The following is a 15,578-nucleotide window of genomic DNA, read 5'->3' as shown; positions in this document are numbered from 1 at the left end:
TTTCGAGAATGCGTTCACCGCTGCGACCGTCTGTGATTGTATCGACATACACCGCCAAGCGCCGCAAGATCGATCGACGCGCCTATCTTAGAAGGGGAGGCGCAGCTTAAGTCGATTCCGTTTACCTGCGGGCGCGATGCGATCACCCCAGCGTGATCGACATCGCGATCACCTTCTCCCCTCCCTCGGCCACCTCGAACACACCCGGCTTGTCCCTGAACTCGCCCGTAAAACCTTCCGGGTCGGCGATGCCATGCCAGGGTTCGATGCAGATGAAGGCGGCGCCGGGTTTGGTCCAGATGCCGAGTTTGTCGGTGTGGGGGAAGGCTATGTCGAGGTGGGGGCCGGAGCTTGCGCCGTAGGTGACTTGGCGGGAGTGGGCGGGGGACCAGACGAGGGCGTCGTCGGTGAAGAGGGCGTCGGCGAGGTGGAGGGTGCGGCCGTGGAGCGGGCTGGCGCGCTCCTCGGCGGCGATCAGGCCGTTCGGGGTGATCGCCTTCAGCTTGCCCGGTTCGTCGGCGGCGAAGACGATGCGGTGGTCGGCGCGGTCCCGCCCGTAAGGGAGCGGCCAGGCGAAGGCGGGGTGGAAGCCGAAGCTGGCGAGCATCGGACCTTCACCGCGGTTGATGATGCGCGCCTCGGTCACCAGCGTCGCGCCGTCGAGCCGGTGGGTGACCTCCAGCCGGAAAGCGTAAGGATAGACCGCGCGGGTTTCCGCCGAATCCTCCAGCGCGAACACCGCCTGCGCTTCGTCGTGCGAAACGAGCGTGAAGCGGCTGTGGCGGGCGAAGCCGTGCTTGGGGATGGCGTAGCGCCGGCCATCGATGCGGATGCCGTCCTGCGTCAGTCCGATGACGGGGAAGAGGAGGGGCGCGCGGCCGGTCCAGAAGGCGGGATCGGCGTTCGTCATCAACTCGCGGCCGTCCGCGTCGGTGAGCGAGGATAGTTCGGCACCGAGCGGGTTGATCGCAGCGGCAAGCGATCCGCTTTGGATCGTGATCCAGTCCTCAGCCACGTAGCTGTGCTCCCTGCTTGGCGGCGGCGGCGACGACCTTGTCGGCGATGGCCTTCAACTCGTCCTCGGTGAAGCTCTTCTGCGCGGGCTGAAGGACGATCTCGACCGCAATCGACTTGCTGCCTTCGGGAACGCCGGTGCCGACGAACAGGTCGAAGACGCGGGCGGCGACGATCGCGCTCTTGTCCGCGCCCCTGACCGCGCGGACCAGGCTGTCCGCCGCAAGCGTATCGGGCACGAGAAAGGCGAAGTCGCGGCGGACGGCCTGCAAGGCCGGCGGCGTGTAGGCGGGGCGCATGAAGCCGCCCCCATCCTTCGGCGCCCGCTTGGGCGGCAGCGCATCGAGATAGATCTCGACCGCGGCGACGGGGCCGTCGAGGTCGAACGCCTTGCACACCGAGGGGTGGACGATGCCGAATGCGGCAAGGACCGTCTTCGGCCCCAGGCGCAGCGTGGCGGACTGGCCGGGATGCCAGGCGCTTCCCTCGGCGCCGTCCGCAACGGGCATGACCTGCAGGTTATCGACCGGCGCGCCGGCTTGCGCGAGCAGGGCCAGCGCCTCCGCCTTGGCATCGAACGCGTCGAAGGCGGCCGCCTTGCCCCCCTGCCAGCCGCGTGCACGCTTGTCGCCGGCCAGAACCACGCCCAGCGTCGGGCGCTCGGCATCGGCGAGGTAGCGGCGGCCGATCTCGAACAGGCGGATGGTGGTGGCGCCGCGCTTCAGGTTGCGCTCGGTCGCGGCGAGCAGGCCGGGGAGGAGCGAGGGGCGCATGACCTTGAGGTCTTCGCTGATCGGATTGGCGAGGCGCCATGCGCCGCCGCCGAAGGGCGCGGCCTGCGTGTCCGCGATGAAGCTCCACGTTACCGCTTCGTCGAGGCCGCGGGCGGCGGCGGCGCGGCGGACGCGGCGTTCCAGCTTCTGCTGCGCGGTCGCGGTGGGGCGGTCGACGCCGGCGGCGCGGGGAAGGGCGACGGGGGCGACCTTGTCGATGCCCTCGATCCGGATCACTTCCTCGACCAGATCGGCGGGGCCGTCCACGTCGCGGCGCCAGCTGGGGGCGGTGACCTGCCAGTCGTCGGCGACGGTGAAGCCGAGCGATTCGAGGATCGCCCGCTGCCGGTCGGCGGGAACGGCGAGGCCGCCCAGCGTTTCGGCGAGCGCGGGATCATAGGCGTAGCTGCGCGCGTCGCGCGGGGGCTCGCCGGCACGCGTCACGCTGCTGGCGGTGCCGCCGCACAGGTCGAGGACCATGCGGGTGGCGATGGCAAGGCCGTCGTCGAGGAAGGCGGGGTCGACGCCGCGCTCGAACCGCTGGCGCGCGTCCGAGGTGAGTGCCAGCGCCTGGCCGGTGCGGGCGATATGGTCGGGGTCGAAGTACGCGCATTCGACGATGATGTCGGTGGTCGCGTCCGAAACGCCCGAATGCTCGCCGCCCATGATGCCGCCGATGTCGTGCACCGCGACGTCGTCGGCGATGACGGTCATCGTGTCGGTCAGCGTATAGGTCTTGCCGTTCAGCGCCTCGACGGTTTCGCCGTCGCGGGCCTTGCGGGCGACGAGGCCGCCTTGCAGCCTGGCGCGGTCGTAGACGTGCAAGGGGCGGCCGAGGTCGACCGTGATGTAGTTGGTGATGTCGACCAGTGCGGAGATCGGCTTCTGCCCGATGGCGGTCAGGCGGCGGTGCAGCCATTCGGGCGAGGCGCCGTTCACGACGCCGCTGACCCCTTGCGCATAGAAGGCGGGGCAGCCGGCAGTGTCCTGGGTGTGGACATCGGGGCCGGGGCCTTCGCCCGGGACCGGCGCGACATCCAGCGGTTTGAGCGTGCCGAGGCCGGCGGCGGCCAGGTCGCGCGCGATGCCGCGCACGCCCATGCAATCCTGACGATTGGGGGTGATCGACACGTCGATGACGGTGTCGGTCAGGCCGGCATAATCCGCGTACGATGTGCCGACGGGGGCGTCGGCCGGCAGCTCGATGATGCCGTCATGGCTTTCGCCGAGTTCGAGCTCGCGCAGCGAACACATCATGCCGTTCGATTCGACCCCGCGGATCGCCGCGACCTTGAGCGTCACGTCGAGGCCGGGGACATAGGCGCCGGGCGCGCCGAACACGCCGACGAGGCCCGCGCGGGCATTGGGGGCGCCGCACACGACCTGGAGCGGGCCATCGCCGGCATCGACCGACAGGACCTGCAGCTTGTCCGCCTGCGGATGGCGCTCGGCAGAGAGGACCCTGGCGACGCGGAAGGGCGCCAGCGCCTCGCCGGGATTGTGGACGCCTTCCACCTCCAGCCCGATGCGGGTCAGGCCGTCGACGATCTGGTCGAGGGTGGCGGCGGTGTCGAGATGGTCCTTGAGCCAGGACAGCGTGAACTTCATGCGCCGACCCCTCCGGACAGCGTGGGAACGTCGAGAGCGGCGAAGCCGTAATGCTTCAGCCAGCGGATATCGCCGTCGAAAAAGGCGCGCAGATCGTCCATGCCGTATTTCAGCATGGCGAGCCGGTCGATGCCGCAGCCAAAGGCAAAGCCCTGCCACTCGTTCGGGTCGAGCCCGCAGGCGGCGATGACCTTGGGATGGACCATGCCGGAGCCCAGCACCTCCATCCAGCCTTCGGCGCCGCCGATCACGCGCTTGCCCTTCACCATCGAGAATCCGACATCGACCTCCGCCGAGGGTTCGGTGAAGGGGAAATAGCTGGGGCGCAGGCGCAGGACGATGTCGTCACGCTCGAAGAACGCCTTGAGAAAGGTTTCCAGCGTCCATTTCAAATGGCCGAGCGTGATGCCCTTGTCGATGACGAGCCCTTCGACCTGATGGAACATCGGGGTGTGGGTGGCGTCCGAATCGGAACGGTAGGTGCGGCCGGGCGCGATGATGCGGATCGGGGGCTTCTGCTCCAGCATCGTGCGGATCTGTACGGGGCTGGTGTGCGTGCGCAGGAGCATCCGCGTCGCGCGGCCCGCGGCGTCGGCAAAGCCGCCGCCGCGGGCCGCGCTCGGTTCCTCGCAGTAGAATGTGTCGTGCATCGCGCGCGCAGGGTGCGATTCCGGGATGTTGAGCGCGGTGAAATTGTGCCAGTCGTCCTCAATCTCCGGCCCGGTGGCGACCGCGAAGCCGAGATCGGCGAAGATTTCGGCGAGTTCGTCCATCACCTGGGAAACCGGATGGACGGTGCCGGGGGCGACGGCATCGACGGGCAGCGTCATGTCGAGCGTTTCGGCCGCGAGCCTGGCGTCGAGCGCGGCCTTTTCCAGTGCCGCCTTGCGGGTGGCGATCGCCGCGGTGACGGATTCGCGCAAGCCGTGGATTGCGGGGCCCTGGAGCTGGCGCTCCTCGGGGGTCATCTTGCCGAGGGTCTTCAGCAGGCCGGTGATGCGGCCCTGCTTGCCGAGGGCGTCGACGCGTACCGTGTCGAGCGCGTCGAGCGCAGTGGCGGCTTCGATCGCGACGAGCAGGTGGGCTCGAAGCTGGTCCAGTTCATGTGTGTCGGTCACCATGCGCAGGAGCCCTAGCGGCGGAGGGGCGAAAGCGAAAGAGTGGGATACCCTCTCCCCCTCGGGGAGAGGGAGGGGCCCGTCGCGAAGCGAGGGGAGGGTGAGGGGATGCCAAGCAGCGCAGCACTGCTGGTCTGCCCCTCACCCTCCCCACGGCTGCGCCGCGGGTCCCTTCCAGCATTAGGTCGTCCATGCCCCCGGCATGGACTAAACAGCGCGGCGTGCTGTTTACCTGATGCTCCCCGGTGGGGAGAGGGCGGAGAAGAAGAAAGGGCGCCGGTGTTGCCACCGACGCCCTGTTCTCAAATCGCTTGAGGGCTGCCACGCCGTCGGACGTGGTCGGCTGCGCCGACCCCGCCGCCCGCCGTGGCGAGTCCTAAGCCTGGCGAGCCAGGCTTAGGCCGCCCGCTCCTGCGGAAGCGCCGCCTTGGCCTGCGCGATGATCGCGGAGAAGGCTGCGCTCTCGTGCATGGCGATGTCGGCCAGGACCTTGCGGTCCAGGTCGATGCCCGCCAGCTTCAGGCCGTGCATGAACTGCGAATAGTTCAGGCCTTCGGCGCGGACGCCGGCGTTGATGCGCTGGATCCACAGACCACGGAAGGTCCGCTTCTTAACCTTGCGGTCGCGATACGCATACTGGCCAGCCTTCTCGACGGCCTGACGGGCGATGCGGATGGTGTTCTTGCGGCGACCATAATAGCCCTTGGCTGCACCGAGAATCCGCTTGTGCTTGGCCCGGGTGGTTACACCGCGCTTGACGCGTGCCATATCCTAAATCCTTCCCTTGTCGCTCAGTTCAGGCCGTAAGGCGCCCAGGCCTTCACGGTCTTGGTGTCGGCGTCGGAGAGGACCGAGGTGCCGCGGTTCTGGCGGATGTACTTGCCGTTGTGGCTGATGAGGCGGTGGCGCTTGCCGGCGACGCCGTGCTTCAGCTTGCCGGTGGCGGTGAGCTTGAAGCGCTTCTTGACGCCACTCTTGGTCTTGAGCTTGGGCATTTTGGTCCTTTCGGTTTGACCCCATGCGAATAACAGCCGCGGCAGCCCATACTGGCCGGGCCATCGTTCCACGCGCAGGATCGAGGAAGCGGGGCCCTTAACGCGGGACCATGCGCTTTGCAACCGATGCGGAACCGTAACGGGCGTCGGGCGCTTGGCACAGGCATGGAAACGGCCACACCGACGGCGGGCACGCCGGAGACATCCCGGCGCAGGCGCATCCTGTTGCGCGTGGGGGCGGGCATCCTGATCGCGATCCTTGCGGTGTGGCTGGTGCTGTTCGTCACCAAGGGGCGGTTCCTGAAGCGGCCGTTCGAATCGATCGTCGGCGGGCTGACCAACCGGACGGTGCGCGTCGGCGGCGACTTCCAGCTTTATTTCGCGCCGTTGCGCATCAAGCTCTATGCCGAGCGGCTGGCGATCTCCAATCCGGCCTGGGCGAGCCGGCCGAACCTGTTCACCGCCGACCGGATCGACACGCGCATCGCGCCCCTCTCGCTGATCTTCGGGAAGCGGCGGCTATACTGGCTGGACCTGCAGAACGGCGCGGTCGACCTGGAATGGAAGCCGGACCATTCGACCAACAGCTGGACGTTCAGCGAGAAGAAGGGCGGCAAGCCGCTGGACTTCCCGCGCATCGACGTGGCGAGCGTGCGCGGCACCAGCGTGCGCTATGTCGACCCGCGCATGCGGCTGCTCGCCGACCTGGGGATAGAGGATATCCGGTCCGAGGATGCGCGCATCGGCAAGGCGGTGGGGGTAAAGGGCAAAGGGCTGATCCGCGGCACGCCGTTCACCGTGACCGCGCGGCTGTTGTCGCCCGATGCCACCGTCAACCGCGGCAAGAACGAGCTGGTCGCGCGGATGCGCGCGGCGGGCAATGTGGTCGATGTCGCAGGGACGCTGCCGTCGATCGCGGATATCGAGAATGTGCCGCTACGCACGAGCGCGCGCGGGCGTGACCTGTCGACGCTCCTGGCGATCATCGACGTGGCGATCCCGCAAACGCGCGCCTACCAGTTGCGCAGCCGGCTGGTGAAGGACGGCGAGGTGTACCGCTTCACCCAGATGACGGGCAAGGCGGGCGATACCGATCTGGCGGGCACGCTGACCATCACCAATGGCACGCGGCTGCACCTCGATTCGACGCTGGCGACCCGGACGCTGGACATCATCGATGCCGCGCCCTTCATCGGCTACAATCCCGATATCGTCGCCGACAAGGGCGCCATTGCAGCGGCGGCCGCGACGGGCGCGGGGGGACAGCGGCTGTTACCAGATGCGCGCTTCCCCATCGATACGATGCAGCGGTTCGATGCGGACCTGAAATGGACGATCGGGCGGGTGCGGTCGCGCAACCTGCCGATCAGCGATGTCGACCTGACGCTGGACCTGGAGCGGGGCAAGCTGGTGCTGTCGCCGCTGACCTTTGCGATGGCGCGCGGCAATGTGGCGTCGGACGTGACGTTCGACACCCGGCCGCGGCCGAGCGCGGTGCACTACGACATTCGGCTGGCGCCGACGCCGCTGGGGCGGTTGCTGGCGGGCTGGGGCGTGGCTGAGGCGGGCACGTCGGGCGTGGTGAAGGGGCGCGTCGACCTGAACGGGCGGGGCGACACGATCCACGATTCGCTGGCCAGTGCGAACGGGCGGATCGCCTTCATCCTGCCGGCGGGTACGCTGTGGACGCGCAACGCCGAGCTGGCCGAGCTGGATCTGGGCACCTTCGTCCAGAAGATGTTCGAGCAGCGGCTGAAGGAGCCGGTGCGGATCAATTGCGGGTTGATCGGCTTCACCGTCCGGCGCGGGATCGCCGCGGCCGACCCGGTGCTGATCGACACCAGCAAGAACGTGATCGTGGCGCGCGGCGGCTTCAGCTTCCGCAACGAAGCGATCGACCTGGCGTTTCGTGCGGACAGCAAGCGGGTCAGCCTGTTCTCCGGCCAGTCGCCGGTCGGGCTGACCGGCAGCTTCGCGGCGCCGGGGATCAATCCGATCAGCGGCGACCTGCTGGCGCGCGCGGGCGCGGGACTGGGGCTGGCGGTGGTGGCGACGCCGCTGGCGGGCGTGCTGGCCTTTGTCGATGTGGGCGATGCCAAGGCGGCGGCATGCGGCCCGGTGCTGGCAGGCGCGCGGGCCAGTGCGCAGAAGACCAAGGATGGCGAGCAGCGCGAGGATGTCGGCAAGGGCACGACCGCCAAGAGCAAGGACGGCAAGCAGAGCGAGCCGGAACGCAAGGCGCAGCGCAAGAAGTTCCTGGGTATTTTCTAGGGCCGGGGGCGCCTTAATGCTCGTGAACGCCGTGCAGCGCTTCCAGCACGTCGTCGGTGCGGGCGGGGTCGCCGATCGCGAGGACATGGCCGGGGCTGGCGGCGGTGAGGGGGTCGCCGTTCCAGTCGCACATGCGGCCGCCGGCGCCCTCCACGATCGGCACGAGTGCAGCGAAATCGTAGAGTTGCAGGCCCGATTCGGCGACGATGTCGAGGTGCCCCGAGGCGAGCAGGCCGTAATTATAGCAATCGCCGCCATAGACCGGGCCCTGGCGGGGGTTGCCGCCGCTGATCGCGGCGACGAGCGCCATATAGTGCGGCACGTCGCCCTCCGCGAAGAGGTGCGGGCTGGTGGTGGCGATGATCGCGCCGTCCAGTTGCGGGCAGGCGCGGGTGCGGGCGGGCTGGCCGTTGAAGGTGGTCGGGCGGCCGGCGACGCCCAGCCAGCGCTCGCCCGCGATCGGCTGGTCGATGATGCCGAGGATCGGCCAGCCATCCTCGACCAAGGCGATCAGCGTGCCGAAGATCGGGCGGCCGACGGTGAAGCTGCGCGTGCCGTCGATCGGGTCCAGCACCCATTGCCGCCCGGTGACGCCCTCCTTGGTGCCATATTCCTCGCCGACCACGCCGTCGCCGGAGCGTTCGGCATCGAGCAGGCGGCGCATCGCGGCCTCCGCCTCGCGGTCGGCACGGGTGACGGGGGAGCGGTCGTCCTTGATTTCCAATCCGATATCGGCGCGGCGGAACCAGGGGCGAATCGCGGCACCGGCGGCATCGGCGAGGTGCATCGCGAGCGCGATATCGGAAGAATGTACAGCCATGTCCGCGACCTAGGAGAATGGTCGGAAAACGGCAATGGACGGGTGCGTGGTTAACGCCTAGCGACAGGGCAACGACCCTGGAGACCTGACCCATGCGCCTGCCCCTGATCGCCGCCATGATGGCCGCCGGCATCCTTGCCGCACCGGCCGGTGCCAGCCTGAAGACCGGTGCCAAGGCACCCGATTTCACCACCCGTGGCGCGGTGGCGGGCAAGCCGTTCCAGGTGCATCTGGCGCAGCAGCTGAAGAAGGGGCCGGTGGTGCTGTATTTCTTCCCGGCCGCCTTCACCAGCGGCTGCAATGCGGAAGCGCGCGCCTTTGCCGACAAGATCGGGGAATTCCGCGCCGCGGGTGCGCAGGTGATCGGCATGTCGGCGGACCCGGTGGAACGGCTGGTGCCCTTCTCGGCCTCCGAATGCGCGGGCAAGTTCCCGGTGGCGAGCGCCGGGCCGGCGGTGGTCAAGGGCTATGACGTGGCGCTGGGCCGCGAAGTGCAGGGCCGCAGCGTGACGACGCGGACCAGCTACGTCATCGGGCGCGACGGCCGAATCGCCTTTGTCCATGACGACATGAACCCGGCCGAGCATGTCGCCACGACGCTGGCGGCGGTGCGCGCGCTGCCACGCTGATCCGGCGCGCACCGCGACCGATCCGAAATGACTATGTTGGTCACCCATTCTCAACCGTTCTGTTCTAGGCCGTATCGACCTGTGGGAGGGTTGAATGTTTCGTGCCAAGCGGTCTGACATGATCGAAAAGGAAGACCTGTTCGATCGAATCGGCCAGTTTCTGGCGGATCACCGGTTGAGTCCGGACCCGGCGCATTACAGTTTCGTCCATGCCCTGATGACGGACCCCGACGGGCCGACGGCGCGTGCGGTGGCGTCGTTGACCGATGGTGGCGTGCGGCTGGCGCATGACGACGTGATCCGGCTGGGCGGCGCGGTGGTGAACGGCCCGCCCGTGCAGAGCGCACCGGCCCCGGTACGGACCTTCGAACCCTCACCCGAGGCGCGGTCGGATGCGCTGGTGGCGGCGACGCAGAGCCAGGTGGAGGGGTTTGCGGAAACGGTGCGGGTGATGCACGCGGTGACGCAGGGCTTCGGGCGCGATCTGGAAGAGAGTGCGGCGGCGATCACGCGCCAGCCGACGGTTGCCGGGCTGGACCAGATCGCGTCGCTGACCGGCGGGATGATCGCGCGGATTCGCGATACCGAGGTGCGGCTGGCCCAAGCGACGGCGGAGGCCGATGCGCTGCGCGCCAAGCTGGCCGAGGCGCGTGAGACGGCGCGGCGCGATCCGCTGACCGGTCTGGCGAATCGGCTGGCGTTCGAGGAAGCGTTCGCCGCGTGCCGCAAGGTGGAGGAACCCTGTTGCATCGCGGTGTGCGACGTCGACCGGTTCAAGCTGATCAACGACCGCCATGGTCATCATGTCGGCGACCGGGTGTTGAGCGTGATCGGGCAGATGCTGGCCAAGGCGTGCGAAGGGCATCTGGTCAGCCGCCATGGCGGCGAGGAGTTCGCGATCCTGCTCGGCGGCGTGTCGCTCACCGACGCGGCGGCCCTGCTCGATTCGGCGCGTGCCGACGTGGCGGCGCGGCGCTTTCGGGTGCGGGACACGGAGGAAGGCATCGGACAGGTCACCTTCTCCGCCGGGGTCACCGCGATTCGCGCGGACGACAGCCACGAAGGGGCGTTCGTCCGCGCCGACCAGCTTCTCTACACCGCCAAAAGCCAGGGTCGCGACCAGGTCTGCGCGGCCTGACGCACACGCCTGATATTTCCGCTGATCCTTGGCGGGAAATGCCGATGGCCGTTGGCGGATTATGCCAATAGCGACAGGCAGGTTTTAAAAAATCGGCTAAAATCCGCGGGTTTCGGCATTTGGCACGGGTTCTGCAAAGCCTTGGGTATCGATCGTCGGATGGTCCTTCGATCGGCAAACCCAAGGACAAGACCCATGTTTCAGCTCTCCACGCTTCGCCACCAGCTCGCCTCGGTCGCCGGTGCGCTCGTGTTCGCCGCCATCGCGATCAGCGCCGCCGTTCCCGTCGTTCCGATCGCCTGATCCGGCCGGCCAAAGGAACCATCGTGATGACCATCACCCGCAGCCTGCTGATCGGCTTTGCCGCGTTCAGCACCACCGTCCTCCTGATCGCCGGACAGACCCAGCTGATGATCGGCTGAGCCCTGTCCGCCGGACGGGACGATCAGCCCGGCGCCACCGCGCCAACCGGACCCACCGGTGCTTCCTCCTGGCGCGAATAGGTGCCGACGAGGACCCCGGCCGCCAGCACATGGCCGGCCATCGCATCCAGTATCGCACCGCGCCCGGGCGTATCGCCGGGATCCGCCACATCGTCGCCGAGCGCGAACAGTTGGAAGACATAGCGGTGCTCGCCATGCCCCGACGGCGGATCGGGCGGCAGCCACCCCTCCCGCAGATAGGAATTGCGCCCGACATCGCCGCCATCGGTCGTGCCCGCGGCATCGGCGACGATCGCGCCCTCCTCCAGATGACCGGCACCGGGCGGCAGCGCCCAGACGATGGCATGGACCAACGGCTGCGGCGTCGGCGCGTCCGCATCCTCGACGATCAGGGCCAGCTGGGCGGTGCCCGCCGGCGGATCGCCCCAGACGAGCGGCGGCGACACGCCTTCGCCATCCGCGGTGAAGCGTGGCGGCAGGCGCCCCCCATCGGCAAAGGCGGGGCTGGTGAGCGACAGCGTGTCGAAACCGCGACCCAGGTCGGGCCGGGCGATCATCAATCCGTCGGCTCCGGCGCGGACGGTGCCGAGAGCCTTGCCGAGCCAGGCGGGGAGATGTTCGAGCATGGCCTTGTCTCCTGTTAGCGGGTCACGTCGGCGCGCCAGATGCTGACGAGGTCGATCGCACCGCGACATTCGGTCATCGATTTGGCCTCGACCAGACGGAAGCGCGTGCCGTCCCAGGCGAAGCGCTGAAGGCTGCCGCAATCGCCGAGGCCGCGGCCCTTGGCCCAGCTGGTCAGCCGCCCGGTGTCGGCCGACCAGTCGGCGTTGACCAGCGTGGCGGGTGTGCCGGCGGGCTTGGGCTCGCCGAAATCCATGGCGATGTCGAACGGCGCCGGAGCCAGCTTGCCGTCGCGGAGCAGCAGCGGCCTGGTCATGAAGTTGTAGGCGCCCGAGCCGCAGGACAGCAGGATAAGCGTGGTGCGCGCGTCGAGGCGATAGCCGTCCTGGCTGACCGGGCCGAACTCGTCCGCGGGGCATTCCAGTTGGCGGCGCATGTCGGCGATGGCGGCGGCGGTGGGCGTTTCGGCAGGGGCGCCGGCAAGGTTCGCGGCGCGGACGACGGGCAGGGCGGGGGCGGCGGGCACGGTGTCGGCCGATCGATCGCCCCTGGCGACGAGCGCGGTGACGGTGCCGACGCGGCCCTGTCGATCGTCGGCATAGCGCATCGCGGCGGACAGGCCGGACAGCGACAGGGCCACCGGCTCCCCGACGCGGATGCTGGCGACGCGGCCGGCAATCATCGCATCGACGAGACGACGTGCGGTGTCCCCGGTCAGGAGCAGGCGCGACTCGCCATCGGGTCGGCCCTGCGCCACCACCTTGCCGTCGACCTGGACCGCGGCGGTATCCACCTGGCCATCGGCCTTGCGCAGCAGCACGGAGACGGCGCCGTCGGGGCCGCCCTCGCGCCGCACGATCAGCCCGGTGCCGAGCACGCCGTTCTCCCCCGCGGCGAGCGATGCCGCCTCGCACAGGCCGCCATTGTCGCAGGCGATCGCCCAGTCCCGGAAGACGCGGATATCGGCCAGCTTCGGGGTGACGCCGGAGTCGGCGGCGGCGGCCGGGGTGGCGGCGGCGGGTGTCGGGGTGGTGGCCGGCGTCGCGGTGGGATCGGGCGAAGGCGCAGCGGGTGGCGCCTGGTTGCAGGCGGTGAGCACGAGCGCGAAGGCCAGGGCGGACGGGATCGGGTGCATGGTCCTTCAACCCGCCGCTGGTCGCTGCGTTCCGAACCCGGTAGGGCGGGCGCAACGACGACCAAGGAGAGTGTGGACATGCAGGCAGTGGGCGTGATCGGGGCAGGACAGATGGGCGCAGGGATCGCGCAGGTGTCCGCAGGCGCGGGCTTTCGCGTGCTGCTGGCCGATACCGATCTGGCACGGGCGGAAAAGGGCAAGGCGGGCATCGCCAAACAGCTCGACCGGCAGGTCGCCAAGGAGAAGATGACGCGCGCCGATGCCGATGCGCTGCTCGGCCGGATCGAGCCGGTGGGCGACGTGTCCGGAATGGGCGACTGCGATCTGGTGATCGAGGCGGCCACCGAGCGCGAGGCGATCAAGCGCGCGATCTTCGAGGATGTCGGCCGCGTGCTGCGCGCCGATGCGGTGCTGGCGTCGAACACCTCGTCCATTCCGATCACGCGGCTGGCACAGGCATCGCCCGATCCGGCGCGCTTCGTCGGGGTGCATTTCTTCAACCCCGTGCCGGTGATGGGCCTGATCGAGCTGATCCGCGGGCTGGCCACGTCGGACGAGACGGTGGCGACGGTGGAGGCCTATGCACAGAAGCTGGGCAAGCGGGTGGTGCGCGCGAACGACGCGCCGGGCTTCATCGTCAACCGCGTGCTGATGCCGATGCTGAACGAGGCGTGCTTCGCGCTCGGTGAAGGCGTGGCGACGATCCCGGATATCGACGCGGCGTGCCAGTTGGGGCTGAACCACCCGATGGGGCCGCTGACGCTGGCCGATTTCATCGGGCTGGATACCTGTCTGGAGATCACCCGCGTGCTGTTCGAAGGGACGGGCGACCCCAAGTTCCGCCCGGCGCCGCTGCTGGTGAAATATGTCGAGGCGGGCTGGTATGGCCGCAAGACGGGTCGCGGCTTCTACGACTATTCGGGTGACGAGCCGGTGCCGACGCGGTGAGCGGATTCGCGGTGCAGCCGGGCGACGCGCTGGTGGTGATCGACCCGCAGGTCGATTTCTGTCCGGGCGGCGCGCTGGCGGTGACGGACGGCGATGCGGTGATGGCGCCGATCGCCGCGCTGTCGGCCGCGTTCGCCACCGTGGTGGTGACGCAGGACTGGCATCCGGCGGGGCACTCCTCCTTTGCGAGCAGCCATGCGGGGGCGGCGCCCTTTTCCACCATGACGATGGCTTACGGCGAGCAGGTATTGTGGCCGGATCACTGTATCCGGGGGGCGGCCGGTGCCGGGTTCCACCCCGCGGTGATGCCGGCGGTCGACCGGGCGCGGCTGATCTTACGCAAAGGCATCAACACGGCGGTCGACAGCTATTCGGCGTTTTTCGAGAACGACAAGGTGACGCGAACCGGACTGGCGGGGGCGCTGCGCGATCTGGGCGTGCGGCGCTGCGTGTTCGTCGGGCTGGCCTATGACTTCTGCGTGGCGTGGTCGGCGCTGGACGCGGTGCGCGAGGGGTTCGGCGCGGTGGTGCTGAAGGACCATGCGCGGGCGATCGGCATGCCGGTTTCCGATGGTCGCACGACGGTGGACGTGGCGGAAGCGGAGTTCGCGGCGGCGGGGGTGGTGTTGGGGTGAGGGGGCCGCCCTCACCCTTCCGGCGCTGACGCGCCTCCCTCCCTCTCCCGGTGGGAGAGGGATCAGGCACTGAACCGGCGCGTCAGCCTTATACGATCAGCAGTCCCGCCAATGCCGCGGACATCAGGTTCGCCAGGCTGCCGGCGACAAGCGCGCGGATGCCGAGGCGGGCGATGGTCGGGCGCTGGTTGGGGGCGAGGCTGCCCGTCACCGCCATCTGGATCGCGATGGAGGAGAAGTTGGCGAAGCCGCACAGCGCGAAGGTGACGACCGCGACGGTGCGCGGCGAAAGCTGCGCGGCCTGCTTGCCGAGATCGATATAGGCGACGAACTCGTTCAGCACAATCTTCTCGCCGAACAGGCCGCCGGCGATCGCCGCCTCGTTCCACGGCACGTTGAGCAGGAACATGATCGGCTGGAACACATAGCCGAGCAGCGCCTGGAAGCTGAGCCCCGGCAGGCCGAACCAGCCGCCGATGCCGCCGAGCAGGCCGTTTGCCAGCGCGACCAGCGCGACAAAGGCGAGCACCATCGCGCCGACCGCGACCGCCAGCTTCACGCCGGTCTGTGCGCCCTGCGCTGCGGCCATGATGATGTTGGCGGGGCGTTCCTCGTCATGCGTCGCCTCGGCCAGCGCGATCTGCTCGTCCTCCAGATTGTCGCCGAGCGGCAACTGTCCGGCGGGCGGCTCCATCCGGTCGGGCATGATGATCTTGGCCATCAGGATGCCGCCGGGCGCCGCCATGAACGAGGCGGCAAGCAGATATTCGATCGAGATGCCCATCGAGGCATAGGCGGCCAGGATGGTGCCGGCGACGCCCGCCATGCCGCTGGTCATCACCGTGAAAAGCTGCGCCGGAGTCAGGCCGGCGAGATAGGGGCGGATGACGAGCGGCGATTCGGACTGGCCGACGAAGACGTTGGCCGCCGCGCACAGCGACTCGACCTTGGAGACGCCGATCACGCGCTCGATCGCACCACCCAGCCAGCGCACGACGAACTGCATGATGCCGAGATAATAGAGGATCGAGACGAGGGCTGCGAAGAAGATGATCACCGGCAATGCCTGGATCGCGAAGTTGCGGCCGAGCGGATCGGTGGCGAGCGCGCCGAACAGGAAGTTGGTGCCGGCATTCGCATAGCCGAGCAGATCCGCGACGCCGCCCGACAGGAATTGCAGGATGCGCTTGCCCCACGGCACATAGAGGACGAGGACGGCGATGCCGGCCTGGAGCGCGAAGGCGGCCCCCACGACGCGCGGGCGGATCGCCCGGCGATCGGCGGACAGCGCGACGGCGATCGCCAGAATAACGACAATACCGGCCAAGCCGATGGCGATACGATTCATGCTGTTCCCGGCGTGACTTAGGATCAAGGCGACGCGGCCCCCCGGCTGCGCGGCACCATAGCATAGGGGCACCGGCGCA

General features: G+C 68.8%; 14 protein-coding genes. 5 read left to right on the top strand and 9 right to left on the bottom strand.

Annotation, left to right across the window (positions count from 1 at the left end; translation table 11 throughout):
• Positions 1–142: 142 nt before the first annotated feature.
• From OXR08_RS03765 to rpmI, 5 genes are all read right to left on the bottom strand, one after another.
• Positions 143–1,015 (bottom strand): aldose 1-epimerase family protein, encoded by an 873-nt coding sequence (locus OXR08_RS03765; RefSeq protein WP_267347768.1) that lies wholly within the window; start codon positions 1,013–1,015, stop codon positions 143–145.
• A complete protein-coding gene (pheT, locus tag OXR08_RS03760; protein ID WP_267347766.1) occupies positions 1,008–3,395 on the bottom strand; it encodes a phenylalanine--tRNA ligase subunit beta in 2,388 nt (795 codons plus the stop codon). The genes OXR08_RS03765 and pheT overlap by 8 nt, the downstream gene beginning before the upstream one ends.
• On the bottom strand, positions 3,392–4,516 hold the full coding sequence (gene pheS, locus OXR08_RS03755) for a phenylalanine--tRNA ligase subunit alpha (protein WP_267347764.1): 1,125 nt from the start codon (positions 4,514–4,516) through the stop codon (positions 3,392–3,394). Before pheS ends, pheT begins: the two co-directional genes overlap by 4 nt.
• A gap of 393 nt (positions 4,517–4,909) precedes the next feature.
• Positions 4,910–5,281, bottom strand: coding sequence for a 50S ribosomal protein L20 (gene rplT / locus OXR08_RS03750; RefSeq protein WP_267347762.1), 372 nt, complete (start codon positions 5,279–5,281; stop codon positions 4,910–4,912).
• A 23-nt stretch (positions 5,282–5,304) separates the two neighbouring features.
• On the bottom strand, positions 5,305–5,508 hold the full coding sequence (gene rpmI / locus OXR08_RS03745) for a 50S ribosomal protein L35 (RefSeq protein ID WP_007406658.1): 204 nt from the start codon (positions 5,506–5,508) through the stop codon (positions 5,305–5,307).
• Between the two features lie 165 nt (positions 5,509–5,673).
• Here rpmI and OXR08_RS03740 point away from each other — a divergent pair, with 165 nt between their 5' ends.
• Positions 5,674–7,779, top strand: coding sequence for an AsmA family protein (locus OXR08_RS03740; RefSeq protein WP_267347748.1), 2,106 nt, complete (start codon positions 5,674–5,676; stop codon positions 7,777–7,779).
• A 13-nt stretch (positions 7,780–7,792) separates the two neighbouring features.
• Here OXR08_RS03740 and OXR08_RS03735 read toward each other — a convergent pair whose 3' ends face one another.
• A complete protein-coding gene (locus OXR08_RS03735; protein WP_267347746.1) occupies positions 7,793–8,599 on the bottom strand; it encodes an inositol monophosphatase family protein in 807 nt (268 codons plus the stop codon).
• Positions 8,600–8,691: 92 nt separating this feature from the next.
• Between OXR08_RS03735 and OXR08_RS03730 the strand changes: the two genes are divergently transcribed.
• On the top strand, positions 8,692–9,228 hold the full coding sequence (locus OXR08_RS03730) for a peroxiredoxin (protein WP_112381695.1): 537 nt from the start codon (positions 8,692–8,694) through the stop codon (positions 9,226–9,228).
• 118 nt (positions 9,229–9,346) lie between these two features.
• Complete coding sequence (locus tag OXR08_RS03725; RefSeq protein WP_240313392.1) at positions 9,347–10,366, top strand: GGDEF domain-containing protein; 1,020 nt, start codon at positions 9,347–9,349, stop codon at positions 10,364–10,366.
• A 445-nt stretch (positions 10,367–10,811) separates the two neighbouring features.
• On the opposite strand, the gene OXR08_RS03720 is transcribed toward OXR08_RS03725, so the two are convergent.
• Together OXR08_RS03720 and OXR08_RS03715 are read right to left on the bottom strand one after the other, a co-directional pair.
• Positions 10,812–11,435, bottom strand: a complete 624-nt coding sequence (locus OXR08_RS03720; RefSeq protein WP_267347743.1) for a YbhB/YbcL family Raf kinase inhibitor-like protein — start codon at positions 11,433–11,435, stop codon at positions 10,812–10,814.
• A 14-nt stretch (positions 11,436–11,449) separates the two neighbouring features.
• Positions 11,450–12,568 (bottom strand): DUF1176 domain-containing protein, encoded by a 1,119-nt coding sequence (locus OXR08_RS03715; RefSeq protein WP_267347741.1) that lies wholly within the window; start codon positions 12,566–12,568, stop codon positions 11,450–11,452.
• A 78-nt stretch (positions 12,569–12,646) separates the two neighbouring features.
• Here OXR08_RS03715 and OXR08_RS03710 point away from each other — a divergent pair, with 78 nt between their 5' ends.
• Together OXR08_RS03710 and OXR08_RS03705 are read left to right on the top strand one after the other, a co-directional pair.
• On the top strand, positions 12,647–13,516 hold the full coding sequence (locus OXR08_RS03710) for a 3-hydroxybutyryl-CoA dehydrogenase (RefSeq protein ID WP_112381691.1): 870 nt from the start codon (positions 12,647–12,649) through the stop codon (positions 13,514–13,516).
• On the top strand, positions 13,513–14,151 hold the full coding sequence (locus OXR08_RS03705; protein ID WP_267347738.1) for a nicotinamidase: 639 nt from the start codon (positions 13,513–13,515) through the stop codon (positions 14,149–14,151). Before OXR08_RS03710 ends, OXR08_RS03705 begins: the two co-directional genes overlap by 4 nt.
• Before the next feature lie 88 nt (positions 14,152–14,239).
• On the opposite strand, the gene OXR08_RS03700 is transcribed toward OXR08_RS03705, so the two are convergent.
• Positions 14,240–15,499 (bottom strand): NupC/NupG family nucleoside CNT transporter, encoded by a 1,260-nt coding sequence (locus OXR08_RS03700; protein WP_112381689.1) that lies wholly within the window; start codon positions 15,497–15,499, stop codon positions 14,240–14,242.
• Positions 15,500–15,578: the final 79 nt, after the last annotated feature.

Origin of the sequence: Sphingomonas sp. GM_Shp_2 (genome assembly GCF_026540875.1) — a bacterium.
Taxonomy (GTDB): Bacteria; Pseudomonadota; Alphaproteobacteria; order Sphingomonadales; family Sphingomonadaceae; genus Sphingomonas; species Sphingomonas carotinifaciens.
The sequence above is the reverse complement of the archived record's forward strand: the minus strand, read 5'-3'. Positions and strand labels throughout refer to the sequence as shown.